16 protein-coding genes are annotated in these 25,019 nt (G+C 58.2%); all 16 read left to right on the forward strand.

Translation table 11 applies throughout. The annotated features are described in order from the left end of the window. The first annotated feature begins 78 nt into the window (after positions 1-78). The 16 genes from QZ647_RS01115 to QZ647_RS01190 all read left to right on the forward strand — a co-directional run bounded on the left by QZ647_RS01115 (position 79) and on the right by QZ647_RS01190 (position 24,931). Positions 79-5,226, forward strand: a complete 5,148-nt coding sequence (locus tag QZ647_RS01115) for a multicopper oxidase domain-containing protein (RefSeq protein ID WP_291270409.1) — start codon at positions 79-81, stop codon at positions 5,224-5,226. 180 nt (positions 5,227-5,406) lie between these two features. Then, positions 5,407-9,579, forward strand: coding sequence for a beta-propeller fold lactonase family protein (locus QZ647_RS01120; protein WP_291270410.1), 4,173 nt, complete (start codon positions 5,407-5,409; stop codon positions 9,577-9,579). Positions 9,580-9,789: 210 nt separating this feature from the next. Continuing rightward, on the forward strand, positions 9,790-10,683 hold the full coding sequence (locus QZ647_RS01125) for a hypothetical protein (protein WP_291270411.1): 894 nt from the start codon (positions 9,790-9,792) through the stop codon (positions 10,681-10,683). Continuing rightward, positions 10,683-11,729, forward strand: coding sequence for a Gfo/Idh/MocA family oxidoreductase (locus tag QZ647_RS01130; RefSeq protein WP_291270412.1), 1,047 nt, complete (start codon positions 10,683-10,685; stop codon positions 11,727-11,729). Before QZ647_RS01125 ends, QZ647_RS01130 begins: the two co-directional genes overlap by 1 nt. Before the next feature lie 2 nt (positions 11,730-11,731). Next, positions 11,732-12,367, forward strand: coding sequence for an acyltransferase (locus QZ647_RS01135; protein ID WP_291270413.1), 636 nt, complete (start codon positions 11,732-11,734; stop codon positions 12,365-12,367). After that, positions 12,367-13,497 (forward strand): DegT/DnrJ/EryC1/StrS family aminotransferase, encoded by a 1,131-nt coding sequence (locus QZ647_RS01140; RefSeq protein WP_291270414.1) that lies wholly within the window; start codon positions 12,367-12,369, stop codon positions 13,495-13,497. Before QZ647_RS01135 ends, QZ647_RS01140 begins: the two co-directional genes overlap by 1 nt. Positions 13,498-13,657: 160 nt before the next feature. Beyond that, positions 13,658-15,199: an oligosaccharide flippase family protein gene (locus QZ647_RS01145; protein WP_291270415.1), complete on the forward strand. Its 1,542-nt coding sequence runs from the start codon at positions 13,658-13,660 to the stop codon at positions 15,197-15,199. A gap of 14 nt (positions 15,200-15,213) precedes the next feature. Then, a complete protein-coding gene (locus tag QZ647_RS01150) occupies positions 15,214-16,452 on the forward strand; it encodes a glycosyltransferase (RefSeq protein ID WP_366526118.1) in 1,239 nt (412 codons plus the stop codon). A gap of 75 nt (positions 16,453-16,527) precedes the next feature. Next, positions 16,528-17,865 (forward strand): O-antigen ligase family protein, encoded by a 1,338-nt coding sequence (locus tag QZ647_RS01155; RefSeq protein WP_291270416.1) that lies wholly within the window; start codon positions 16,528-16,530, stop codon positions 17,863-17,865. Positions 17,866-18,093: 228 nt separating this feature from the next. Then, a complete protein-coding gene (hisH, locus tag QZ647_RS01160; RefSeq protein ID WP_291270417.1) occupies positions 18,094-18,717 on the forward strand; it encodes an imidazole glycerol phosphate synthase subunit HisH in 624 nt (207 codons plus the stop codon). After that, a complete protein-coding gene (locus QZ647_RS01165; RefSeq protein WP_291270418.1) occupies positions 18,714-19,478 on the forward strand; it encodes an AglZ/HisF2 family acetamidino modification protein in 765 nt (254 codons plus the stop codon). The genes hisH and QZ647_RS01165 overlap by 4 nt, the downstream gene beginning before the upstream one ends. Positions 19,479-19,481: 3 nt before the next feature. Next, entirely contained in the window at positions 19,482-20,597 is a 1,116-nt protein-coding gene (locus QZ647_RS01170; protein ID WP_291270419.1) for an N-acetyl sugar amidotransferase, read from the forward strand. 167 nt (positions 20,598-20,764) lie between these two features. Beyond that, positions 20,765-21,949, forward strand: a complete 1,185-nt coding sequence (locus QZ647_RS01175) for a glycosyltransferase (protein WP_291270420.1) — start codon at positions 20,765-20,767, stop codon at positions 21,947-21,949. A 118-nt stretch (positions 21,950-22,067) separates the two neighbouring features. Beyond that, the gene (locus QZ647_RS01180; RefSeq protein ID WP_291270421.1) at positions 22,068-23,006 is read left to right on the forward strand and encodes an NAD-dependent epimerase/dehydratase family protein; all 939 of its coding nucleotides are present in this window, start codon (positions 22,068-22,070) and stop codon (positions 23,004-23,006) included. Between the two features lie 42 nt (positions 23,007-23,048). After that, positions 23,049-23,720 (forward strand): CatB-related O-acetyltransferase, encoded by a 672-nt coding sequence (locus tag QZ647_RS01185; RefSeq protein WP_291270422.1) that lies wholly within the window; start codon positions 23,049-23,051, stop codon positions 23,718-23,720. A gap of 2 nt (positions 23,721-23,722) precedes the next feature. Then, positions 23,723-24,931 (forward strand): glycosyltransferase family 4 protein, encoded by a 1,209-nt coding sequence (locus QZ647_RS01190; protein WP_291270423.1) that lies wholly within the window; start codon positions 23,723-23,725, stop codon positions 24,929-24,931. Positions 24,932-25,019: the final 88 nt, after the last annotated feature.

Below are 25,019 nucleotides of genomic sequence, written 5' to 3' on the forward strand. Positions count from 1 at the left end.
CCGTGAGGGCTGACGGCTCTACCCGGTCTTCGCCGCTCCGATCTTCCATTCAGTTCCATTTTCCAAGCGAGGTGCACCATGCTGAAGAGGCTCAACCGTCTGCTGGCGCTCGCCGCGGCCCTGTTCACGGGGTTCGGCCTGCAGGCTGACACGACCGAGGTGGCCAACCGCACGGCGGCCCCCACCAAGGGCGGCGACAAGAACGCCATCGTCGAGCGGGCCACCCGCCGGCGCACCCTGGCCAACGCCCGGGCGGCCGCCGCGGCCCGCACCCAGGCTGCCCTCAAGGCCAAGGGCGGGAAGATCGATCCCCTGGCCCTGGGCCAAAATCCGCTCAACGCGCTGGCGTCCAAGGGCACCGCGGGCCTGGCCCCCAAGGGTGCGGAGCAGCTGGCCGTTCCCGGCCCCGGCTTCCAGCTGGCGCAGCCCGACTACATGTTTGGCACCGCCAGCAACTGGCACAACACCAAGCCCATCCACAAGTTCGTGGATACGCTGCCGGGCCTGGGCGCCGCCAATGCCAACAACCTGGGGAACTTCATCCCCGTGGCCAAGCCCATCCCCGGCGTCTTCAACGACGGCTCCGACTACTACGAGATCGCCGTCGAGCAGTACACCCAGAAGCTGCACTCCGAGCTGGACCCCACCCGCCTCCGCGGCTACCGGGACCTGAATCCCTCCGCCGAAAGCACGGCGAACGGGGCCAACAGCTCGAACTACCTCGGGCCCGTCATCATCGCCAAGCGCGATCGGCCCGTGCGCGTGAAGATGTTCAACCAGCTGCCCACGGGCACCGCAGGTGACCTGTTCATCCCGGTGGATACCACCATGATGGGCGCCGGCGTGGGCCCCCTGGGCAACGCCGCCATCGGTACCGGGCTCTACACCCAGAACCGCGCCGAGTTCCATCTCCACGGCGGCCTCAACCCCTGGATCAGCGACGGCACGCCCCACCAGTGGGTGACTCCCGCCGGGGAAGTCACCAGCTACCCGAAGGGCGCCTCCTTCCAGAATGTGCCCGACATGGGCGCCGGCACCCCCGGGGACGGCATCGCCACCTACTACTGGACCAACCAGCAGAGCGGGCGGTTCATGTTCTACCACGACCACTCCTTCGGTCTCACCCGCCTGAATGTGTATGCCGGCGAGGCAGCCGGGTACATGATCGTGGACCCGGTGGACGACAAGCTCATCAACGCGGGCGTCATCCCCAGCAACGGCGATCCCAATGGCGTCTACCGCTATGGCATCCCCCTCATCATCCAGGACAAGACTTTCGTCAACACCGCCACCCTCGGCACCGTGGGTGTCATGGGCGGCACCGATCCCACCTGGGATGTGACCAAGTACGGCGGTGACGGCAGCCTCTGGTATCCCCATGTCTACATGGTCAACCAGAACCCCGCCGATATCTCCGGCGCCAACGGCATGGGCCGGTGGGACTACGGTCCGTGGTTCTGGCCCCCGGTGACCGCCGCCGCCGGCCTGCAGCACGGCGCCGAGCCCATTCCGGGTGACCCCAACGGCACCGAGTACCCCGGCACGCCCAATCCCTCGCTGGTCCCCGAAGCGTTCATGGATACGCCGGTGATCAACGGCACGCCCTATCCCAAGATCACCGTCCAGCCCAAGGCCTATCGCTTCCGCATCCTGAATGCCGCCAACGACCGGTTCTGGAACCTGTCCTTCTTCAAGGCGGATGCCTCGGGCACGGAAGTCTCCATGGTGCCGGCCGTTCCCCACGATCCGGCCGACCTCACCTGGCCGGCCACCTGGCCCACGGATGGCCGCCTGGGCGGCGTGCCTGATCCCACCACCGCAGGCCCCTCCCTCATCCAGATCGGTAACGAGAGCGGCTACCTTCCCTCGCCCGTGGTGATCGCCCCGCAGCCCGTCGGCTACAACTACAACCGCCGGGACATCGTGGTGCTCAATGTGCAGGACAAGGCCCTCTTCCTCGGCCCCGCGGAGCGCGCTGATGTGATCGTGGACTTCTCGGCCTTCGCGGGCCAGAAGCTCATCCTCTACAACGACTCTCCGGCCCCCGTGCCCGCCTTCGATACGCGCTTCGACTACTACACCGGTTGCCCCGACCAGACCGACACCGGCGGCGCGGCGCCCACCCTGCCTGGCTTCGGCCCCAACACGCGCACCCTCATGCTGTTCGAGGTGGCCGCGGCCACGCCCGATCCGGCCTTCGACATGGCGGCCCTCAACGCGGCGTTCCAGTCCACTGCGACCTCCAACAGCGCCTTCGCCGAGTCCCAGCACCTGCCCATCGTGCCCCAGGTCGCCTACAACAGCGCCCTGAACAAGGCCGTGGCCAAGGATGTCTATGCCCGCATCCAGGATTGGCAGTTCCGCACGCCCTTCCCCTCCATGGAGAACGGCGACCTCATCCAGCCCTACATGGGTTCCAAGGCCATCCAGGAGCTGTTCGAACTGGACTACGGCCGCATGAACGCCACCCTCGGCGTGGAAATGCCCTTCACCAACTTCAACATCCAGACCACCATCCCCCTCGGATATGCGGATCCCGCCACCGAGCAGCTGGTGGACGGCACCACCCAGTACTGGAAGATCACCCACAACGGCGTGGACACCCACCCCGTGCACTTCCATCTCTTCGATGTGCAGATCGTCAACCGCGTGGGCTGGGACGGCGCTGTGCGCCTGCCGGACGCCAACGAGATCGGTTGGAAGGAAACCGTCAAGATGAACCCGCTGGAAGACATCGTCGTCGCCTTCCGGCCCCTGTCCCCCCGGCTGCCCTTCGCCCTGCCCAACAGCCTGCGCTCGCCCAATGTCGTCCAGCCGGACAATGTCAACATCACCGTCACCAACCCGGTGGATGGCAATCCCATCAGCGTGAGCAACGCTGCCAAGGACTTCGGCTGGGAATATGTGTGGCACTGCCACATCCTCGGCCACGAAGAGAACGACTTCATGCGCCCCATGGTGCTGACCGTCGCCACTTCCACGCCCTCGGCCCCCACCGGACTCACGGCCGCCCTGTCGGCCCCCAGCCGGGCTGAGCTCGCCTGGACGGACAACGCCACGGACGAGACCGGATTCTCCATCCAGCGCCGTTCGGGAACCGATCCCTTCGTCACCATCGCCACCGCCGTTCCCAATGTGAGGAGCTACAGCGACCTCACCGTGGTGCCCGGCACGCTCTACGACTACCAGGTCATCGCCTACAACCAGGCGGGCGACTCCGCCCCGTCCAACATCGCCGGGGTCAACACCCCGAGCACGGTCCAGATTTCCGGCACCGTCTTCACCTTCGACGGCGTCAGCAACCTGCCCAAGGCTGGTGTGCTGCTCACCTTCGCCAGTGCCGGCGTCACCACGACGACCGCCACCACCGATGCCGCAGGCGCCTACACCGTGGCCGTCCCCTATGCCTGGACCGGCACCATCACGCCGGCGCTCGCGGGCTTCGCCTTCACCCCCGCCAGCCGCACCTACGCTGCCCTCAACGCCAACCAGACGGGCCAGGACTTCCAGGCCCGTGCCGTGGCCACCCTCAGCGGCACTGTGACCGTCGGCGGTCTGCCCCTGGCCGGCGCCACCGTCACCCTCAGCAACGCGGGCGGCTCCGCCGTCACCAATGCCCTCGGGGCTTACTCCGCCGTCGTCAACAGCGGTTGGACCGGCACCGCCACCGTCACCCTGGCCGGCTACATCTTCGCTCCGGCTTCCCGCACCTACACCAATGTCGTGACCGACCAGGCGGCCCAGGATTACGCGGCCACGGCCGTGGTGGCCATTTCCGGCACCATCGCCAATGGCGCCACCCCGGTGGCGGGCGTCACCCTCACGGCCAGCACCGGCTCCACCGTCACCACCGATGCCGCCGGCAACTACACGATGATCCTGCCCTCGCCTTTCACCGGCACGATCACGCCCTCCAAGCTGGACTTCGCCTTCACCCCGGCCTCGCGCTCCTATGCCGCGGTCACCGTGGACCAGACCGTCCAGAACTACAACGCCGCCGCCATCGTCACGCTCTCCGGGACGGTCACCAACGGCGCCACCGGCCTCGCCGGGGTCACCCTCACCGCCAGCACCGGCCAGACCGCCATCACGGACGCCGCCGGCAGCTACACCCTCACCCTGCCGTCCCCCTTCAGCGGGACGCTGACACCCTCGATCGCCGGCTTCATCTTCACCCCGGCCTCTCGGACCTACGCCGCCACCGTGGTGGATCAGACGGCCCAGAACTTTGCCGCCACCGCCGTAATCACCGTCTCGGGCCAGGTCACCCTCAATGCGGTGGGCCTCTCCGGTGCGACCATCACCTTCAGCACGGGCCAGACGGTCGCCACGGATGCCAATGGCAATTACGCCGTGGTCGTCGCTTCGCCCTACACCGGCACCATCACGGCCGCCAAGGCGGGCTACTTCCTGACTCCGCTGTCCCTGAACCTGGTGGGCAGCACCGTGAATCAGCCCAACCAGAACTTCACGGCCGTCAACGCCATCGCGGTCTACGGCCTCGTCACCACCAACGCCGTGCCGCCCGTGCCTCTGGCCGGCGTCACCATGACCTTCAGCAACGGCGCCGGCACAGCCGTTACGGATGTCAACGGCCTCTACACGCACTATGTCCCCTCTGGCTGGAGCGGATCCGTCACGCCGTCCCTGGTGGGCTGGGTCTTCTCTCCTGGCCAGCGGAACCTGACCAATGTCACTGCCAGCCCTGCGGGCCAGAACTTCACCGCAGGCCAGACCTTCCTGGTATCCGGCGCCATCACTTCCAATGGCACGGGCCTGGCCGGTGTGCGAGTGGCCCTCAGCAACGGTGGTAGCGCAGTCAACACGGATGCCACCGGTGCCTACAGCCTCTATGTCCGGGCCGGTTGGACGGGCACCATCACGCCCACCCTGCGCGGCTACTCGTTCAGCCCCGCTTCCGTGACCGTCAGCACGCCATTGGCGGCCGCCCTGAGCCAGAACTTCACCACGATCCAGTCCATCTCCGGACGGGCGAGGATCCAGGTCAACGGACAGAATGTCGGACTTCCCGGCGTGACCATCACCCTCAGCACGGGTGGCTCCACGGTCACGGATGCCAATGGCAACTTCACGCTCCAGGTCCCCACCGGTTGGACCGGAAGCCTCTCGGCTTCGGATGGCGGCATGCATGTCTGGACGCCCGCGACCTTCAGCTACACCAACCTGATCACCAATGTGACCGGGCTGAGGTTCAACGGACAGTAACCCGTTCCCCCCGGGCGGAGCGATCCGCCCGGGGACTGCGGTTCCAGTACCCAACCTGCTTGATGGCATCAAACCACGGATGGGGAAGGGAGCGATTCCTTCCCCATTTTTTTGCATCACGACCTTCAAATCATGGATTTCCCTCGGGATGATCGCAGCCCGGGGCCCAGGGAGTCGCCCATGTCCTCTACCCTCATCCGGCGGAACACCTTTCGGGAGGCCCTCGTGGCCATCGCGTTGGGAGGGCTGGGGACGCTTCTGCAGATCGCTTGCGGGGGGGGCGGAGGCGGCGGCGGGACGACAGTGGTTCCGCCCCCTCCGGCTCCGACCATCACCAGCTTCGCCGCCGCCAAGAGCCCCATCACGGCCGGGGCTTCCACCACCCTGACCGGCGTGTTCGCCAACGGGAGCGGCACGGTGGACAAGGGCGTCGGCGCCCTCGCCAGCGGAGTGGCCGTGTCGGTCAGTCCTTCCACCGACACCACCTACACCCTCACCGTGACGAACAGCGCCGGCGTGCCGGCCACCGCCACGGCCCAGGTGGTCGTGGTGCCCGCGCCCACCACGCCCGCCATCACGGCTCCGGCCCAGGTCACGGCCGGGCAGGGGGGCTATGCCGCCACCGTTCCGGCCCAGGCCGGGTCCAGCTATGCCTGGACCCTCACCAACGGCACGGTCACCGCCGGCGCGGGGACCCCCAGCATCCTCTTCACGGCAGGCACCGCGGGAAGCGTCGGGTTGAGCTGCGTCGTCACCAACGCAGCCGGCACCGCATCCACGGCCGGCAGCGCCAGCTCGACCATCGTGGCGGCCCCCTCGACGCCGGTAATCACGCTGCCGGCCACCGTCACCGCGGGGCAGGGGGGCTACACCGCCTCCACGCCCGTCCAGGCGGGCATGACGCTCGCCTGGACGATCACCAATGGCACGATCACCTCCAGCCCCACGGGTGCCTCCGTGACCTTTAGTGCGGGGACCGCGGGCTCCGTCGCCTTGAGCTGCGTGGCGACCAATGGGATCGGGGCCACCTCGGTGGCCGGTGCGGCCAGCGCTGCCATTGTGGCCCCCCCCACCTCGCCGGTGATCACCTCTCCGGCGAATGTCACGGCGGGACGGTCGGGTTACACGGCCTCGGTCCCGGCCCAGGCGGGTTCCTCGTACGCCTGGACTGTCACCAACGGCACGATCACCGCCGGTGCGGGCACCCCCAGCATCACCTTCACGGCCGGGGCCTCGGGTTCCGTTGGATTGAGCTGTGTGGTCACGAACGCCGCTGGCACTCCCTCCACGGCCGCCACCGCCAGCGCGGCCATCGTGGCCGCCCCGGCCACCCCGGTCGTCATCGCCCCGGCGTATGTCACGGCGGGGCAGACGGGCTACACCGCCTCCACGCCTGCCCAGGCCGGCATGTCGTTCGCCTGGACCATCACCAACGGCACGATCACTTCGGGCAGCACCGGCGCCAGCGTCACTTTCACGGCTGGGGCCTCGGGGTCCGTGGGCCTCAGCTGTGTGGCCACCAATGCGGCGTCCACCGCCGCCACGGGAACTGCCAGCAGCGCCATCGTGGCCGCGCCGGCGACGCCCACGGTCACGGCACCAGCCTATGTCACGGCGGGCCAGACCGGGTACACGGCCTCGGTCCCGGCCCAGGCGGGCTCCAGCTATGCCTGGACCGTCACCAACGGCACGGTCACGGCGGGTGTGGGAACAGCCAGCATCACCTTCACGGCCGGCGCCTCGGGCTCTGTGAGTCTGAACTGCGTGGTCACGAACGCCGCCAACACCGCCTCGGCGCCCGGAACGGCCAGCGCGGCCATCGCCGCCGCCCCGACGGCCCCGGTCATCACGGCCCCTGCGAATGTCACCGCCGGGCAGGCCGGCTACACGGCATCCACGCCCGCCCAGAGCGGCATGTCGTTCGCCTGGACCATCACCAACGGCACGATCACTTCGGGCAGCACCGGCGCCAGCGTCACTTTCACGGCTGGGGCCTCGGGGTCCGTGGGCCTCAGCTGTGTGGCCACCAATGCGGCGTCCACCGCCGCCACGGGAACTGCCAGCAGCGCCATCGTGGCCGCGCCGGCGACGCCCACGGTCACGGCACCAGCCTATGTCACGGCGGGCCAGACCGGGTACACGGCCTCGGTCCCGGCCCAGGCGGGCTCCAGCTATGCCTGGACCGTCACCAACGGCACGGTCACGGCGGGTGGGGGAACGGCCAGCATCACTTTTACGGCCGGGGGATCGGGCTTTGTGACCTTCAGCTGCACCGTGACCAATGCGGCGAACACGGCTTCCGCCCCCGGTGCGGCCAGCTCCACCATCACGCCGGCCCCGACCACGCCGGTCCTCACCGTCCCGGCCAACATCACGGCCAATCAGGTGGGCACGGCCCAGTCCGTTCCCGCCCAGTCCGGCTCCTCGTACGCCTGGACGCTGACCAACGGCAGCATCGTGTCCGGGAACGGGACGAACAGTCTCACCTTCCGCGCGGGGGCCACCGGCACCGTGGGTTTCAGCTGCACCGTCACCAACCTGGCCGGAACCGCCTCCGCTCCGGGAACCGCCAGCAGCGCCATCGTCCCGGCGCCCACGGCGCCGGTCATTTCGACGCCAGCCTATGTGACCGCCGGCAAGGGCGGCTATGCGGCGTCGGTGCCCGCCCAAGGGGGGATGACGCTGACCTGGACCATTTCCGGCGGCACGATCACCTCTGGAACCACGGGCACGACCATCACCTTCTCGGCAGGGGGAACCGGGTCCGTCTTCCTGAGCTGCAAGGCCGCCAATGCGGCCGGAGCCTCCGCCACGGGCAACGCCAGCAGCGCCATCGTGCCGTTCCCGACGATCTCGCAGCTGTCGGCCAGCCCCGCCGATGTGGCGTCGGGCGGCGCTTCCACCCTGTCCTATGCCTTCGCGGGAGGAACCGGTCTCATCAACCAGGGTGTGGGGGCTGTCACCAGCGGCGGCAGCTCTGTGGTCCATCCCACCAGCACCACGACCTACACCTTGACGGTCACCAACCCGGCCGGGGACCCCACCACCGATACGGTGACGGTCACCGTGGGCGCCTTGCCGAACATCAGCACCTTCAAGGCGGGCCCCGCTACCCTCACCCAGGGCCAGGGGAGCCTGCTGACCTTCACCTTCACGGGGGATGGCGTCATCGATCACGGTGTGGGCCCCGTCACCAGCGGCAGCCAGATCGCCGTGTTCCCCGCGGCAACCACCACCTACACCCTCACGGCCACCAACGCCGTCGGCGCCACCACCACGGCCGTGATGACGGTCACGGTGAAGGCTTTCACCGGCAAGTTCGTGTATGTCGCGAACTCCGGCGGTGGCATCTCCGGGTTCTCCCTGAATGAGACCACCGGCGCGCTCGCGGAGCTGGGTAATTCGCCCTTCGATGACGGAACCCCCGCGCTGCATGTGATCAGCGACCCTGAAGGCAAGTTCCTCTTCGCGGTCAACGGGGATGGGCTCAACCAGCGCCCGAATACCCTCACCGTCTTCAAGATCGACTCCGCCACGGGTGACCTGACGGAAGTGGCCGCCTATCCCACGGATCCCAATCCTTGGGCCTCGGCCGTGGATCCCACCGGTCAGTTTGTCTATGTGCGGTGCGATGGCCTGATCTCCTCGTATGGTCTGAACGCCGTCAGCGGAGCCCTGACCCCCCTGGGCTCCGTCGCCGCCTCCGGAGGCACGGGCGAGGTGCTGATCCACCCCTCCGGCCGACTGCTCTTCACGGTGGGCCGCACTTCCGACCAGCTGCAGGTCTTCGACCTGAATCCCGCCACCGGGGCCCTCAGCCTGAACGGCGGCACCACCCTGCCCACCGGCACGGGCCCGCTGGCCCTGGCCCTCAGCCACAGCGGGGAGTATCTCTTCACCAAGAGCGAAGGGGCCGCCGGGGGCGCGGCCCAGGAGTGCATTGTCTACGGCTATTACCTGGATCTGCAGACCGGCGGCCTCATGCCGCTGGCCGCTACCGACACGGGCACGACCCAGGCGGATACCTTCCATGGAGTCTCCGCCAACCCCACCCAACCCGTCATCTACATCACCCTGTCCACCACGGACAACGATTACGCAGCCTACGCCCTGAACCTGGTCACCGGCGCCCTCTCCCCCTTGACCGGCAGCACCTATGCGCTGTTCGGCGGCACCGGTTCCGACAACCTGATGGTCAGCCGCAACGGCCTGTGGGGATTCATGACCGACTACTGGGGCAACCGGATCGCCGTCGGCGCCATCGATCCCGCCACCGGCGTACTGCTCAGCCCCACTTTCCACACCGTTGGGGCCTCCCCCGTATCCGTGGCCGTGGTGGGAACGGTGCAGTAGGAGTCCCATAATCTTCAAGGAACAGAAAGGTTGGCGGAGCGGGGCACGGCCCGCTCCGCCCTGTTTTGTGCCATCCAGCACAAGAGCATCCGGGGATTCCCTGTCGAGATTCTGGTAGCCTGTCCCCTTATGTCTCAGCCGTCCGAAGCGCCCACCCTGGACCTCAAGGCCAGCCTGAAGAAGCCCCTCCAATGGGCATTGGCGGCAGGCTTGCTGACAGCCATCGTCACCCTCTTCATGCCGAACTACTACCGGTCCGAGGCGCGCCTGTTGCCCGTGGAATCCAAGGGGCTGTCTGGAAATCTCGGGGGCCTGGCCAGCGCCGCTGCCGCCTTCGGCGTGAGTGTGCCCGGTGGAGACAGCAGCGACGCCAATTTCGTGGATGTCTTGAATAGCCGCTGGTTGAAAGAACAACTGCTCCAAACTGAATTCCAGTATCACATTCGGTCTTGGCGTTTCGGGGCCGAGCGGATCGAGAAGGGCACCCTCTATGGCTACCTGAAAGCTGAGAATATGGATCGGGCGGTCCTGGGAATAAATGCCGTCTTGATTGTCTCTCGGGATCTCAAGTCGAAAGTCATCTCTATCACTGCTGAGACCAAGTCCCCCGAACTCTCACAATTAATTGTGCAGCGGGCTGGAAAACTTCTCGAGGCATTCCTGCAGGAGAAGGGGCGAACCCGGGGGGGCGCAAAGGCTGCTTTCGCCGAAGCGCGCCTCTCCGACGCCCGACGGGAGATGGATGTGGCAGAGGATGCCCTACGCCACTTCCTTGAGGGAAACCGGAACTTCCAGACCAGCGGTGACCCTGCCGTACGACTCAGAGGCACTCGCCTGGAAACCGACCTTCGCCTTCGCCAGCAACTCGTTAGCACCATTGCAATGAATCGCGAACAAGCACTACTGGAAGAGAAAAACGATATACCTATTCTCAATGTGCTGGATCCGGGAAGCTTGCCTATCGAGAAAAGTGGACCGGTGCGAAGCCGAATTGTTGCATGGCTATTTCTCTTCTCTGGGCTCTTGGCTTGGGGATGGCCAAATCGGGAGTGGATTAAAAATCGATTGTTTGATGGATCGAACGCTGAGTCTGGAGAAATGTGATGAAGACGATTGCATTAGTGGGTTGTGGCCGAATCTCCAAAAGGCATGTGCAGGTGGTGACACAACTGCCAGGATTGCGGCTTGTTGCGGTCTGCGATCTCATAGAAGACTTGGCCCGGGAGACTTCGCAGCCGCTCGGCATTCCATACTATACAGATGCGCTGGAGATGGTCACCCGCGAGAAGCCTGACATTGTCAGCATTCTCACAGAGTCAGGAACTCATCCTCTCGTGGGCAGCCTGCTGGCGCCTCATGTTAAGGTGGTAGTGGTCGAAAAGCCAATGGCGCTCACGCTAGATGACGCAGACCAACTGGTCGAAACATGCGAAGCCCATGGAACCAGGCTTTTTGTCGTGAAACAAAACCGGTTCAATCCAGCCATCCAGCAACTCCGTCGTGCCGTAGATCAGAACAGGTTCGGAAAGATGGTGTTGGGTACAGTGCGGGTCCGGTGGTCACGTGAGCAGGATTACTACGACCAAGCGCCCTGGCGGGGGACTTGGAAGCTTGATGGGGGCGTCTTTACCAACCAGGCCAGTCACCATATCGATTTGCTGCAGTGGTTACTAGGTCCAGTGGAGTCCGTTAAGTCCTACATCTCGACGCGACTCGTAAACATCGAGGCTGAGGATACCGGTGTGGCTGTGTTGAAGTTCAAGAGCGGCGCTCTGGGAGTGATCGAAGCCACCACGGCCACTCGACCTAAAGACTTGGAAGGGAGTATTTCTATTCTTGGCGAAAAGGGATCTGTGGTGGTCGGAGGCTTCAGCGTCAATCGCATGGTGACTTGGAGCTTTACAGATCCGACTCCCGAGGATGAAGCAGCTCAGAAGGCCATAACCAATCCGCCAAATGTCTATGGGTTTGGGCACCAGCCTTTCTATGAAGACATGTTGGACTGTCTCGCTTCGGGCCGGCGCTCCATGCTGGACGGGCTGGAAGGGCGCAAGTCCCTAGAGATCATTAACGCGCTCTATGAATCCGCAGCCACCGGAGAAGAAGTTCATCTGAGATATGTTCCCCAGTCTGTCCGATTGGGGAGATAACGATGGAGACCCGGATTCATCTCAATGTTAAGTTGGGGCTTGATGTCCAAGTGGACGAATTTGTGGTGTTAGGGCGCCCTCCCAAAGGAGCGGTTTCTGGTCAATTCGAGCTCTCAATCGGAGAGAATTCAGTCATACGTTCCCACAGTGTTTTATATGCAGGCTCAGCGATCGGTGCTCGATTCCAGTGCGGCCACGGGGCCCTGGTGCGCGAAGATTGTGTGATCGGAGACGACTGCTCGGTTGGTTCGGGCACCGTCTTGGAGTTCAAGGTCACGATGGGCAGAGGGGTGCGCGTCCACAGCCAATGTTTCGTCCCCGAATTTAGTGTGCTCGAGGATGGGTGCTGGTTGGGACCCAATGTGGTGCTCACCAATGCGAGGTTTCCTCAATCCGCCCGCACCAAGGAGATGCTCGCGGGTGTGCATGTAGAGAAAAAGGCTAAGATCGGAGCAAATTCCACCATCCTACCGGGCGTCACCATTGGTGAGGGAGCCCTGGTGGGCGCAGGAAGTGTGGTGACCAAGAATGTGCCTCCAGGCACCATCGTGGCCGGGAATCCAGCTGTGGTCCGTGGCCTTGTTGCTGATCTTCACTATCCTGATACCCACGAAGCCGTCTATCCCGGAGTCATCTAATGAGCGCCCATGGTAACCAGATCCCCCTTGTGGACCTCAAAGCCCAATACCTCGCCCTCAAGCCTGAAATCGATGCTGCCATGGCCGGGGTGATTGATCGCACATCCTTCATTCTTGGACCTGAAGTGGAGGCTTTTGAAACATCGTTTGGGGCCTTCTGTGGTGGGGTGCAGGCCATCGGCGTAGCTAACGGCACCGATGCAACAGGCATGGCCCTCAGGGCTGTGGGGGTGGGAGCAGGTGATGAGGTCATCACGGTTTCCCATACCTTCATCGCTACCGTGGAAGGGATAAGCGAATTGGGCGCGAAACCGGTCTTTGTGGATGTGCAGGATGGAACCCTGCTCATGGATGCCTCCAAAGTGGAAGCGGCCATTACCAGTCGGACCAAGGCCATCCTCCCTGTGCATTTGTATGGTCAGACGGTCGATATGGATCCTCTTCTGGCGCTGGCCGAAAAACACGACCTCAAGATCGTGGAGGATGCATGCCAAGCGCACGGAGCCGAGTACAAAGGACGGCGCGCTGGATCGATGGGTGATGCCGCGACATTCAGCTTCTACCCTGGCAAAAACTTAGGTGCCTATGGTGATGCGGGGGCGATCACCACCCGGCATGCAGAAGTCGCAGATTGGTTGAAAAGCCTGAGAAATCATGGGCGCGCTACCAAATACACCCATGACTTCGAAGGGCGAAATTCCCGGATGGACGGCCTTCAGGGCGCAGTCTTGAATGTGAAGCTGCCCCATCTGGACCGATGGAACGCCAAGCGTCGAGATGTGGCGGCCAGGTACGACGCTGCGCTGATGGGCCTACCGAACCTGCGGCGTGTCGCTACCGGGCTTGGGTGCACTCCTGTATTCCACCTTTATGTCGTGCGTGTGCCAAACCGGGATCAGGTTCTTGCGACTTTGAAGGCCGAGGGCATCGAGGCCGGAATCCATTACCCTGTGCCTCTGCATCTGCAGAAGGCCTGCGCTCACCTCGAGATTCCATCCGGCACGCTGCCCGTAACCGAGCGTGTCGCCTCGGAAATTCTCAGCCTTCCGATCTTCCCCGAGTTAAACGAAAAGGACCAGGACCGCATCATTGAGGTCGTACGCAAGGCGTTGGCGGGATCGCATGCATGATCGATTCTTCGGCCGAAGCGACCTCGATGGGCGCTATCGATTTGGTCGTTAGACCAGGGACAAACATGCCCCTGCAGGGAAGACGACTAAAGGGGCCGTACATGGCTAAAATTATTTTCTCAATAGCCGGCCCCCTATTTCCTTGCGGGCTTCGAGCATGATGTCTTCCAGAGATTCCTTTTCAGCGGTTATCAATAATGGGGCGATCATATTTGCAAGTCGCCTTGTGGTGTTTGCTTCGGCTTTTCTATCCATCCGCCTTCTTGTCAAGCATCTGGGGATTTCGGGTTATGGTACCTGGGAGATATTGGCTGCAATGGTGGCCAGTTGTACCATCCTCACGGGACCCTTGGTTGGAACTCTTCTTTGGAAGCTTTCGGGTGCCTTTGGCCGAGGCGATTGGGAAGGGGCAAATAGATATATAGGGATCGCTTTTTTTATAGTTATTTGCATATTTATAATTATTTCTATACCAGCAATTTGGGGGCGGGACTGGATCGCTGATCGGTTCCATTTAGACTCTGGCATCAGAACCATATTTGCTCGAGTAATGCCGAGTTTGATTTTTCTCGCTCTCGTGGGAGGAATTAATGAGGTTTTGGCAACCATTGTCGATTCGAATCAGAAAATGGGAACCACGACCATGATTCGCACGGTCAATCAACTGATATTCTATGTCATATCGATAGCGATGATTATCCTAAAATTCGGCTTATGGTCTCTCTTCTTTGGTCATTTAGCCATGTTAGTATTAAATTTTATATCATTCATGATTTTTTCAAAAAAATATTTTCCTCAATTAAAATGCACCTTGGTTTTTCCGACCTACACTGAATTCGTGGAATTAAAAAATTATTATCTACTCCTTGCTTTCGGCTATCTAGCTGCGGCACTAAGAGATCAGACTGATAAATTGGTGCTTGGGGTGTTTGCCTCCGCAGAATTTGTGGGAATATACGCCATCGCCAGTCGGATTGCGGCGCTCGTCACTGAGGCGAGCACATTCGTTTTTGGCCCGAGCATCTCCGCAGCTGGATCCAAGCACGCGCGTGGAGATGTGGAGGGGCTCCAGCGGTTGTACATGGATCTCATGTTAGTGGTGCCTCTATTTGCAGGATTGTTAGCCCTCTGGGTTATCACTGTCCACAGGGCTTTCATCTATGCCTGGCTTGGCCGGTCTGTACCCGAAGCAACGCCGTTGATCGTATTCATGACCTGTACTTATCTTTTCGTTGTCGCGTTGACCGCGGCCGGGGCCTCTATGTGTCGCGGGATCGGGCGAGTTGAATTGGAATCAAAATATGTGGCGGTTGGCCTTGTTCTGAATGTGATAATGACGATTCTCGGGTTGGCCAAATTCGGCGCCATCGCTACGGTGTATGCCTCGGGAATTTCATGGATGATTGGGGCGGTCTACTTCCTTTTCATAATCCACCAGGAGAATCTGCTACCTCTGGCAGGCACTTGGCGGGCGGTGCGCGCTCTCACCCTTTGGCTTTTCTTGATGGGACTCGCTCTTCTGGTGGCGTGGTTAGTCCCTATTCCCCTCTCTCGCTGGGGTGCGACCAGTCGATTGCTCTGGTTAACAGGAGCGGGGATATCTATCTGGGGGCTAGGTCTCGCCATCACCATGTTACTGGATTCACGAGTGCGTAAAGATATGCTTGGTTACATAGCAGTGCTCCATCGAAAATTCGCATGAGGACTCGCCTTAGCATGTCGGACCCATTTGCCGTTCCAGCTGCTCCGCGTCCTGACCTTCTGCCGGGTGGGCATGTCCTTGTTTTCACCTCCGCCTTCTTCTTGCCGACCCAAGGCAGTGCCGTGGTTATGCGCAACCTCCTCTCCTGCTTTGATCCATCAAGCTATACTATTGTGACTTATGAACAGCGTTCGAAGCATTTGGATGTAAAACTCCTGGGAGTGCGTCTCTTTCGCCTCCATTCAGGGCGACGCTTCCGATCCAGGGGTGGCGATTGGTGGCGACGGCTGCGGCAACCTTGGTTGGAGCGATGGGCGGTGCGCTTGGCGAAGAGGCTCACACCCAAGCTGATTCTGGGTGTGTACCCGGATATGCACATGCTCAAGGCGGCTCAGGTTGCGGCCAGGGAAACCCGTACCCCCCTCCTTGTTTACTTCCACGATCTGCTAGATGAAGTCTGGGCCCATACCAGCCAGTCGGAGGCGGCAAGCAGACTCCAGCAAGCCGTATTCAAAGAGGCCGCCTCGGTGCTCGTGACGGGGCAAGGGATGGCCGACCACTATCAGGCCACCCTCGGCCTTGCCACGCGGTGCTTGCAGATCATCTACCCGGAACCCCTTGAGTTGAAACCAGAGCCCATCATGATCGCCGACACCGTCTTTGTCGGGGGATCCGTATACGATGTGAATCATCTCTCCCTTCGACGTCTGTTGGACGCCTCTCGAGTGGCCCGTTTGGAATTGGTACTCGCAACCGGGGCAGGCCAAGCTTATCTCGAACGGCTCGGACTGGTTGGCAAAGGCCTATCGATCGTGAAATACGCAGACCGAGGCGAGTATCTCAAGGCCCTTCAGCATCAGGGTGTCTTAGGGGTATGCTTGAATTGGCCAGAAGAATCCGGCACGCCAGAGCAAGAACTTGCAACAGCCTTTCCGACCAAGGTAATTGAGTATCTGGTGGCTGGTCGACCCATCCTTGTTCATTGTCCCGAGCATTATTTCCTGGCTCGGTTCTTTCGAGAGCACCAGTGTGGTTGGGTGGTGAGCGACCGCAATCCTGCAATATTGGCCGAAGCCATTCAAGACCTGACCAAGGACCGGGCTGCCCTGGTTCGATTAAGGAGTAAGGCCTTGAAGGCGGCCAAAATTTTTGCCGGCGCACGCATCACGGATATCTTGCGACAGGAAGTCCGTGATGCTGCACAACTTCCCTGGGGTGAAAAGATTTCACGATTTAGCACGCGTGACGAGTGACCGCGGTCAAGTACTTAGGGTAGAGGGGGCATATATCTTTTCTAGCCGAGGGCGGGCCAAGGTGTTGGAGCAGCGATGAAGGAGGATGTACTTAACTTTGAGCCTATGCCATCCCTTTCAAGGGGAGTTGTTACATCGCTTCCTATAATTGCAGCTGTCGGGATTTATTTATTTCCTTTGAATATAGGTTTCGCGACACTCTATGGATTTCGATTCGTAGTATTAGGGAGCTTCCTGATTCTGTTGTGCCATCGGCATGCTGCGCTTCGCCCCTCGCGTTCTGCTCGGATGTTTATCCAACTTGGGATCATTTGGATGATATGGGGGCTTGTAAGTATATTATGGTCACCAAATATCATTGAAGGAGTAAAGGAGCTCTTCTCAATACTTCTTGGGTTCTTGCTCGTATTAAGTCTGTTGGGGTTGGAAGGTCCTCGGATGGAGGGGCTCAATGCCCTTAGGCTAGGGTGGGTTTGGGCTGCAGTGGTAACTGGGTTAATTGCTGGATGGGAACTTCTGACATTCAACCATCTCCCAAATGGCGGAATCGAAGGGGAAGCATTGGATTACCTGGCAGCCACAGGGCATTGTCTGAGCACATTTGGTAACCCAAACAATTACGGTGCTTTTATTATAATGGCCTCTTCATTTGTTTTTTGGTTATATCTCGATGCGAAAAAAATATTAACAAAAATTGTAATTATTATAATTATTATTATGATATTGATATTTCTGATATTTACATCTTCTAGGCTCGCAGTCCTTGGAGAACTGGTGAGTCTAGGGTTTCTTGTGCTTCTGCGGAATAAGGGGCATCGATCCATTCTGTATTTAGGTCTATTTTTTATTATTATTCTAGCTGTGATTCTTTCGTTATCGGGTACCGATGTTTTTATTGTAGAAAAATTCCTTCGACTAGGAGAAGAAGTAGGGCTGGATGGGACTTCTCCCTCAAGGCTTCTATTGATTGTAGATGGTATATGGATGGGACTTCATTCCTGGGGGTTGGGTGTAGGGGCCGGAGCGTTTCCGTATTATGTCTCTCAGCGCTTGGTCCCCTTCCCTGTTGGAGCGCATTCTCCGCACAACTTCTGGACCGAAATCTTTAGCCAATATGGACTCGTGGTTTCGGTGTTGCTATTGGGATGGGTTCTGCGCTTTGGTGCGCTTGCTTGGCGATCTCGAAAAACGGCCATCCATCTAAACGATCCTTCCATGAAGCTGACTTCGGACATCGCGTTGACCTCTCTCATCGGTTACTGGTTCGCGTCTTCTTGCAATAGTGCGTTCATCGGCCAACCGTGTAATTGGATGCTGCTGGCCACATGGGTGATGATGGGGAGTTGGTTGGAGGCACATACCAAGGGACAGGTTAAGGTTGCAGCATCCAACACCTCCGGAGATGCACGATGAATCAGCCTTTTCTTCGTAGGGAGGGGAATTTGCGGTATTATTGAATTTTTTATATGATAAACCCATCCAAGCTGATTCTGGGCGAATGACAAAGGAGAACCGTTTGCGCACATCTTCACCCGAAAGCCGGTTCCATTTAATATATTCTATGGAGATGGTTGGCGATCGTTCGGATATGAGTAAGCGTGGGATATGTATTAGCCCATTTTGGGGAAGGGTATCCGATAAATGATTATAATTGTGAATTATGGAATGGGAAATCTCGGGTCGGTCCATAACATGCTCAAGCGGGCAGGGATCGATTCGCTAATCACCGAAAAACCAGAGGATGTGCTTAGGGCATCCCGAATCATCCTCCCTGGGGTTGGTGCATTCGATCAAGCTATGGACAACCTAAAACGATCTGGCCTTGCGGATGCGCTCCGGAGGCGTGTTGAGCAAGACGAAGTGCCAATTCTTGGCGTTTGCTTGGGCATGCAATTGCTGACCGAGACCAGTGAAGAAGGGAACTGTGATGGGTTCGGCTGGATTCCCGGAAAAACCATTCGATTCCGGCAGGTAGACCTGGGGCTGGATATGAAGATCCCGCACATGGGTTGGAACCTTGTCTCGACCACACAGGTCAACCCGATTCTTCCGCTGACGGAAGAAGAACTCCGATTCTATTTCGTTCATTCCTATCATGTGGATTGTGCACCAGAGTACATGATTGGGGTCAGCAATTACGGATATTCCTTCGCGAGTGCCATTGGACACCGCAATGTTCTAGGAGTGCAATTCCATCCAGAGAAGAGTCACCGATTCGGGCTGGATCTGCTCTCTCGGTTTGCGAAGGCACAGGGGGGCCTGTGAAACCGTTTCGAATCATCCCCTTCCTGCTGTTGGAGAACAGGCGACTCGTCAAGACGATTCACTACCGAAATCCCCGCTACATCGGTGATCCGATCAATGCTGTGCGGATCTTCAATGAAAAGGAAGTGGACGAACTGGCGCTCTTGGACATTAATGCCGCCACCGCCGGGATCAATTACGAGCACATCCGAAAAATCGTCTCCGAAGCCTTCATGCCCATCGCCTATGGCGGTGGCGTGCAGAGGCTGGAAGATATCCGGACTTTGTTCCAAATCGGAATCGAAAAGGTGGTCATCGGGACGGCCGCGGTGGAGTCACCTGAGTTGGTTTCCCAAGCATCCGCACGATTTGGCAGCCAAAGCATTGTCGTGTCAGTGGATGTCAAGACGGACCTGTGGGGGAATCGACGGGTCTTCTATGCCAACGCCAGGCGAAAGCTGAAAGAAGACGCCGTGGCCTTCGCTCAAAGAATGGTCGCCCTGGGAGCTGGCGAGATTATTTTGAATGATGTGGATCGCGAAGGCTCAATGAAGGGCATGGATCTGCCCCTGATTCGGTCGATGTCCCAGGCGCTGGCGGTTCCGTTGGTCGCCTCAGGTGGAGCTGGGTCCCTGGGCGACCTGCTCGATGCTTGGCAGTCGGGTGGGGCGCATGCGGTATCAGCCGGAAGCCTGTTTGTCTACAAAGGCCCGCTCCGTGCGGTACTCATCAATTACCCGCAGGACTCAGCGGTCCAAGCCGCACTTTCCAAAAGGGCCTAAGACATGCCTTCAGCCTCGTTTCAGCGTTGCAGGCGCTGTGTAATGGACACTTCTGATCCGGAAATCGTGTTTGATTCTGATGGCGTCTGCAATCACTGCCATTTCCATGATCAAATTCGGAGTCGGTACATTCTGCCTGCAGGAGAGCGTGAAAAGGCACTCGAACAGCGGATCCGACGGGTCAAGGCAGAAGGGCGGGGCAAAAAATACGACTGCATCATCGGCTTGAGCGGCGGGGTGGACAGTTCTTATATCGCTCTGAAAGTCAAGGAACTTGGACTGCGACCCTTGGCGGTGCACATGGACGGTGGTTGGAATTCAGAACTCGCTGTTTCCAATATTGAAAACATCGTAGACCGATTGGGGATCGACCTATTTACGAACGTCGTGGAATGGGACGAAATGCGGGATCTTCAATTGAGCTTTTTTAGGTCTGGCGTACCGAATTGCGACATTCCCCAGGATCACGCGATCATTGCAGTGTTATTGAAGGCCGCAAACGCCTTTGGGGTGAGGACCATCGTAAGAGGACTGAATATCGCCACCGAATCGGTTCTTCCTCAGGCTTGGGGCTATTCTGCTATTGATCTTCGCCACATCAAAGCGATCCACAAAAAGTACGGCCAAGTCAAACTGAAAACATTTCCAACTTGTAGCATCCTAGAACTTGCTTATTATTATGCTTTTAAGAAAATTACATACTACGATATTCTGAACAACCTGGAATACGATAAAGATAAGGCCAAGGAATTGATCACGGCCGAATTGGGATGGAGGGACTATGGTGGAAAACACCATGAGTCACTCTTTACCAAATTTTTTCAATCCTATTATCTGGTGAAAAAATTTGGATTTGATAAGCGACTTGCTCATTACTCTAGCCTGGTGCTGGCGGGGTCAATGACACGAGATCAGGCTCTCGTAGCTCTGGAAAAACCTCCCTATGATGACGACCGAATGCACCTAGAGCTTAATTTTGTAGCTAATAAGATGGAAATCGAAGTTGTTGAACTCGAGCGGATCATTGCCAGTCCTCCTCGGCGCCATACAGAATTCCCTTCATACAAGTCCTTGCTCTTTTCCGATTGGGCTACGCGGATCAGGAAATTCCTGAAATAGGGCGGAACGGGTAGATTGAAGAGAGCATCCCGCGGGTAACGATGTGCATGGCCGCCGGTGTCGGGACCCTGGATTTTCGGGAGTGCTGCAGACCGAGCGAGTCCCTCTCCATCTAGGTGCTTCTTGGTTGACATTGTTAAGGATCGGTTGCAGGGAGCACATCTCGTATGCACATTCTCATCCTTCCAAGCGAGTTGTACTGCCCGCCCAAATTGCCGCTTCTCGGGATCTTTCAGAGGCACCAAGCCGAGCTTCTATCTGCACGAGGCGAGCAGGTTGGGATCGTGTCATCAGGGCAGATACCATGGCGCTTTCTATTAGAGGGGTTCCCCTATGAGGCCCGAGAACAATCTGCAGGGCTGACCGTTTTTCGGCAGTTCTCCTGGCCCCTTCTTCCGGCCCGATTTGCCCAGAACCTGTTCCGGCAGCAAGTCATCCAAAGGGCCGAGGCTTTGGTGGCGTCCTATGTGGCCACCTACGGTAGGCCTGATGTGATCCATGCCCACAATTGCCTTTACGGGGGGGTGGTCGCAGCCAGATTTGGTCGGGAAGCCGGTATTCCGGTGGTATTGACCGAGCATAGCTCCACATTTTTCACCCAATCCTTCTCCCCCGGGGACCTAGGCGATATCGAAGAAGTCATTGGCGCCGCGGCAGCGGTGAGTGCGGTGGGCTCTAGACTGGCCGAGCGCGTAGCTTCTACGGTTCCCAACTGGGGCGGGCAGTGCCGAGTTCTGGGTAATCTATTGGACCCGTTTATTGAGGTTCAGGCGCGACGCGAAGTGCTTTCGAGCAAGCCCTCGCCCAAAGCTGGATACACAGTTCTTGCTATCGGAGCGCTCATCCCTGTGAAAAATCATCAGCTGTTGCTGAGGGCGTTCGCCACGGCTTTCAGGGGAGATGTCTCGGTCCGCCTTAGGCTGGGGGGTGGCGGACCTCTAGGATCGGAGCTCTGGGCCCTTTCGGGACAGTTAGGGATTCAGTCCCAGGTCGAGTTCCTCGGCCCTCTCACGCGAGAGCAGGTCGTCCAAGAAATGTCCCAATGCGATGCGTTTGTCTCCTCGAGCTTGGTGGAGACCTTCGGAGTGGTTCTGATCGAAGCCATGGCTTTCGGAAAACCCGTGCTTGCTACGAAGAGTGGAGGACCCCAGGATGTCGTGGGGGAGGGCTGCGGGCGGCTGGTGGACATTGATGTGGAGGCGCTTTCCGCTGGATTGTCAGCCATGCGAGAGGAGAGCCATGATCCAAGGGCCATCCAGGAGCAGTGCCTAGGATCTTACGGGGCAGACGCCTTCTATTCCAAGTTGATGGCCCTTTACTTTCTGGCTTGCACTGATGAACGAATAGGGTAACCATGGCTTTGTCTAGCTATTTACAAAATTCTTAAGCCTGGGATCTCACAGGGGTTTTACGGCTTTGCAGAGAATGAACATAGCCCACCGCATCAGCGGGTACATCTTCGAGGAGAATATGAAAAAGGCACTGGTGACGGGCGGAGCAGGCTTCATCGGTTCGACGGTGGTGCGCGCGCTGCTAGATCTTGGCGTATCTGTGAGGGTTCTTGATGACCTTTCGACGGGAACCGTCGACAACCTGGATGGGCTGCGCAGGGTGGAGTTCCTCCAGGGAGATGTTTGTGATGCGAGTGCGGTGATTCATGCCATAGCGGGCGTCGATACCGTATTCCACTTGGCGGCTTCGGTCGGGAATAAGCGGTCGCTCGACAATCCCTCCAGAGATGCCCAGGTGAATCTCCTTGGGACCATTCAGGTGCTCGAAGCTTGTCGGGCCGCTCGGGTCGAAAAGATCGTTTATTCGTCTTCCGCTGGTATTTTCGGTGAATTGAAAACCCTGCCCATCGCGGAAGACCACCCCCTAGTGCCTGAAACACCGTACGGCGTTACCAAACTCGCCGCGGAAAAAATGTGTCTCGCATACACCCAGTTATACGATATTCGAGCCGTTTGCCTTCGCTATTTTAATGTATATGGACCCAGGCAACGGTTTGATGCGTATGGAAATGTCATACCAAAGTTCGTTTTCACCTTGTTGAAGGGTGGAGACATCGAGGTTTACGGGGACGGACAACAGACTAGAGATTTTGTGCATGCAAGGGATGTGGCCCAGGCCAATGTGAAGGCGGCACTGGCGACAGAAGTAACAGGGGTTTTCAATATTGGAAGCGGTACAAGGGTGACCATAAATGATTTGATTCGAATTCTAAGGGCCAATGGGTTGGAGTTTTCCCCCACAACGGGACCAACTCGCTCCGGTGATGTGAGAGATAGCTTGGCCGATATTTCCTCTGCTCGGATGGCGTTTGGCTATAAGCCATCAGTGGATCTTGCCCGTGGAGTCGGTGAGTATGTGGCTTGGGCAAAGGGTGAAATGGATCATAAATTGGCGTAGTAATGTGTTTGAATTTTTTAACGCGACACGGAGTCAATTGAGATGAGGCGATTTTGGCAATTATTAGTTGGTTGGTTTTTTTTAATAAAGAACCGACGCAAAGGAATTCGTGTATCGCCAATCACATATGTGTCCTCAGACTGCTCCTTTGAGGGGCCGAACTATATAGATAGGTTTTGCAATATTCAAAAAATGCGCATGGGGAGGTATTCCTACATTGGGTACGGTTCCACGGTTTATGGCGCAAACATCGGACGATTCTGTTCTATCGCTTCTGGAGTGAAAATCGGTCTAGGCAGTCATCCAGTGGACATGGTCTCTACCTCCCCTCTCTTCTACAGTCAATTTAATGCCTTTAGGGAAGATTGGGTAGGTGATCAGGCTGTCGAATTCGATTACAAAGAAGTCGTTATTGGCCATGATGTTTGGATTGGCGCAAATGCGATTGTGATGAGTGGCGTCAAAATTGGTCATGGTGCTGTCATCGCGGCAGGAGCCGTTGTCACCAAAGATGTCCTCCCGTATTCCATTGTGGGGGGAGTGCCGGCTCGATTGATCCGGAATCGATTCTCTGCTGAAACCATTAAGGCTATCGAAGCGACGAATTGGTGGCGTAAAGATTGTGACGAATTGAAGAACCTATTACCCTTTTTTAAAAATGTTTCTGCTTTTGTTCAGCATGAATATTATCCAAAATATTCAAACGAGGATTGATCGTGAAAATCGTCCATATCTGTTTAGAAGCCCCCTATATTGATGGATGGAATTATCAGGAGAACATGCTTCCGAGGCACCACGCGGAGCTTGGTCACGAAGTGATTGTTATTGGATCGCGAAACAAACTGCCATACTATTTAAAGAACAAAATAGATTATACAAATTGTGATACTCCATATATGGTGGGATCAGTAAAAATTATTCGAATTAATTGCAGTTTTTCAATTTTGCAAAAACTAAACTATTATCCTGCATTGCCATCTCTGTTAGAGGAAATTGCCCCTGACCTCGTCTACCATCATGGTGGACAATCGCTTTCCCTACTGGCTTCTAAGTCATATGTGGATAAACATGATAAATCAAAGTTGTTCATTGATTTTCATTCGGAATACTATAACACGGCCAATTCCTGGTTTTCTCGAGTGATTCTCCATAAAACCATATGGAGATCTATCATTCAGTATTGCTTGCCTTCTGTTAGCCAAGTTTATTGTATTTCATCATCGGTGAAGGAACTCTGTGAAGAATTATATGGTATAAATCCTAGACAAATAGAGTATCTCTATCTTGGTATGGATGTTGTATCGACCAATGAAGCAGAACGGGAAAACATCCGACAATTGGTGCGGACGCAGCTGGGGATGGCTCCGAGTGACTTCTTGATCGTTACTGGAGGGAAAATCAACCCCGTCCGCAAAATTGAACTTCTCACAGAAGCCCTCCGGGGGCTTAACAGGGAGAGGGTCCATCTGGTTGTTTTCGGAACCCCAGACCCCGGTTTTGAATCGTATGCAGCCCAACTTGGGGCAGGGGTGCCCCGGGTGCACTTCGTGGGCTGGTGCAATACCGAAGCGATCAACAGGTACTTCCTTGCCTCGGACTTGGCTGCTTTTCTCGGTGGGCAATCCGTTCTATGGCAGCAATCGATCGCGGCGGGGCTGCCAGGTCTGTTCAGGAAACGGGCGGGACATGAACATTTGAACCAGGGAAATTGTTTGTATATCTACACAGACATGGTCGAAGAAGTCGAACAGTGGTTGAGAATCCTGACCGACCCGGCGAATGGGCAGATCCTGGACGGTATGCGGGAGCGAGCCATCTCTCTTGCCACGGGAGAGATGTCCTATCGTTTGGAGGCAGAGCGGGTCGTTGCCAAATACTTGGAACTGAACGCGGCTCGGTCGACCGATGAGTGCGCCAATTCATAGCCGGGAGATTCCATCTCTCTTCGGGCCAGCGCTATTATGGGAGCTAGGTCGGCGTTATTCTTAATTTTGGGGATCTTGTCCGCATGAG

The sequence above is a fragment of the Geothrix sp. genome (assembly GCF_020622065.1).
In the GTDB taxonomy this organism is placed as follows: Bacteria; Acidobacteriota; Holophagae; order Holophagales; family Holophagaceae; genus Geothrix.

Excerpts from the sequence above, each read along its gene's own strand:
- QZ647_RS01135 (WP_291270413.1), top strand. The coding sequence starts at position 11,732 with ATGGAGACCCGGATTCATCTCAATGTTAAGTTGGGGCTTGATGTCCAA.
- QZ647_RS01175 (WP_291270420.1), top strand. The coding sequence starts at position 20,765 with ATGCACATTCTCATCCTTCCAAGCGAGTTGTACTGCCCGCCCAAATTG.
- hisH (WP_291270417.1), top strand. The coding sequence starts at position 18,094 with ATGATTATAATTGTGAATTATGGAATGGGAAATCTCGGGTCGGTCCAT.
- QZ647_RS01170 (WP_291270419.1), top strand. The coding sequence starts at position 19,482 with ATGCCTTCAGCCTCGTTTCAGCGTTGCAGGCGCTGTGTAATGGACACT.
- QZ647_RS01140 (WP_291270414.1), top strand. The coding sequence starts at position 12,367 with ATGAGCGCCCATGGTAACCAGATCCCCCTTGTGGACCTCAAAGCCCAA.
- QZ647_RS01185 (WP_291270422.1), top strand. The coding sequence starts at position 23,049 with ATGAGGCGATTTTGGCAATTATTAGTTGGTTGGTTTTTTTTAATAAAG.
- QZ647_RS01150 (WP_366526118.1), top strand. The coding sequence starts at position 15,214 with ATGTCGGACCCATTTGCCGTTCCAGCTGCTCCGCGTCCTGACCTTCTG.
- QZ647_RS01130 (WP_291270412.1), top strand. The coding sequence starts at position 10,683 with ATGAAGACGATTGCATTAGTGGGTTGTGGCCGAATCTCCAAAAGGCAT.
- QZ647_RS01115 (WP_291270409.1), top strand. The coding sequence starts at position 79 with ATGCTGAAGAGGCTCAACCGTCTGCTGGCGCTCGCCGCGGCCCTGTTC.
- QZ647_RS01180 (WP_291270421.1), top strand. The coding sequence starts at position 22,068 with ATGAAAAAGGCACTGGTGACGGGCGGAGCAGGCTTCATCGGTTCGACG.
- QZ647_RS01155 (WP_291270416.1), top strand. The coding sequence starts at position 16,528 with ATGAAGGAGGATGTACTTAACTTTGAGCCTATGCCATCCCTTTCAAGG.
- QZ647_RS01145 (WP_291270415.1), top strand. The coding sequence starts at position 13,658 with ATGTCTTCCAGAGATTCCTTTTCAGCGGTTATCAATAATGGGGCGATC.
- QZ647_RS01120 (WP_291270410.1), top strand. The coding sequence starts at position 5,407 with ATGTCCTCTACCCTCATCCGGCGGAACACCTTTCGGGAGGCCCTCGTG.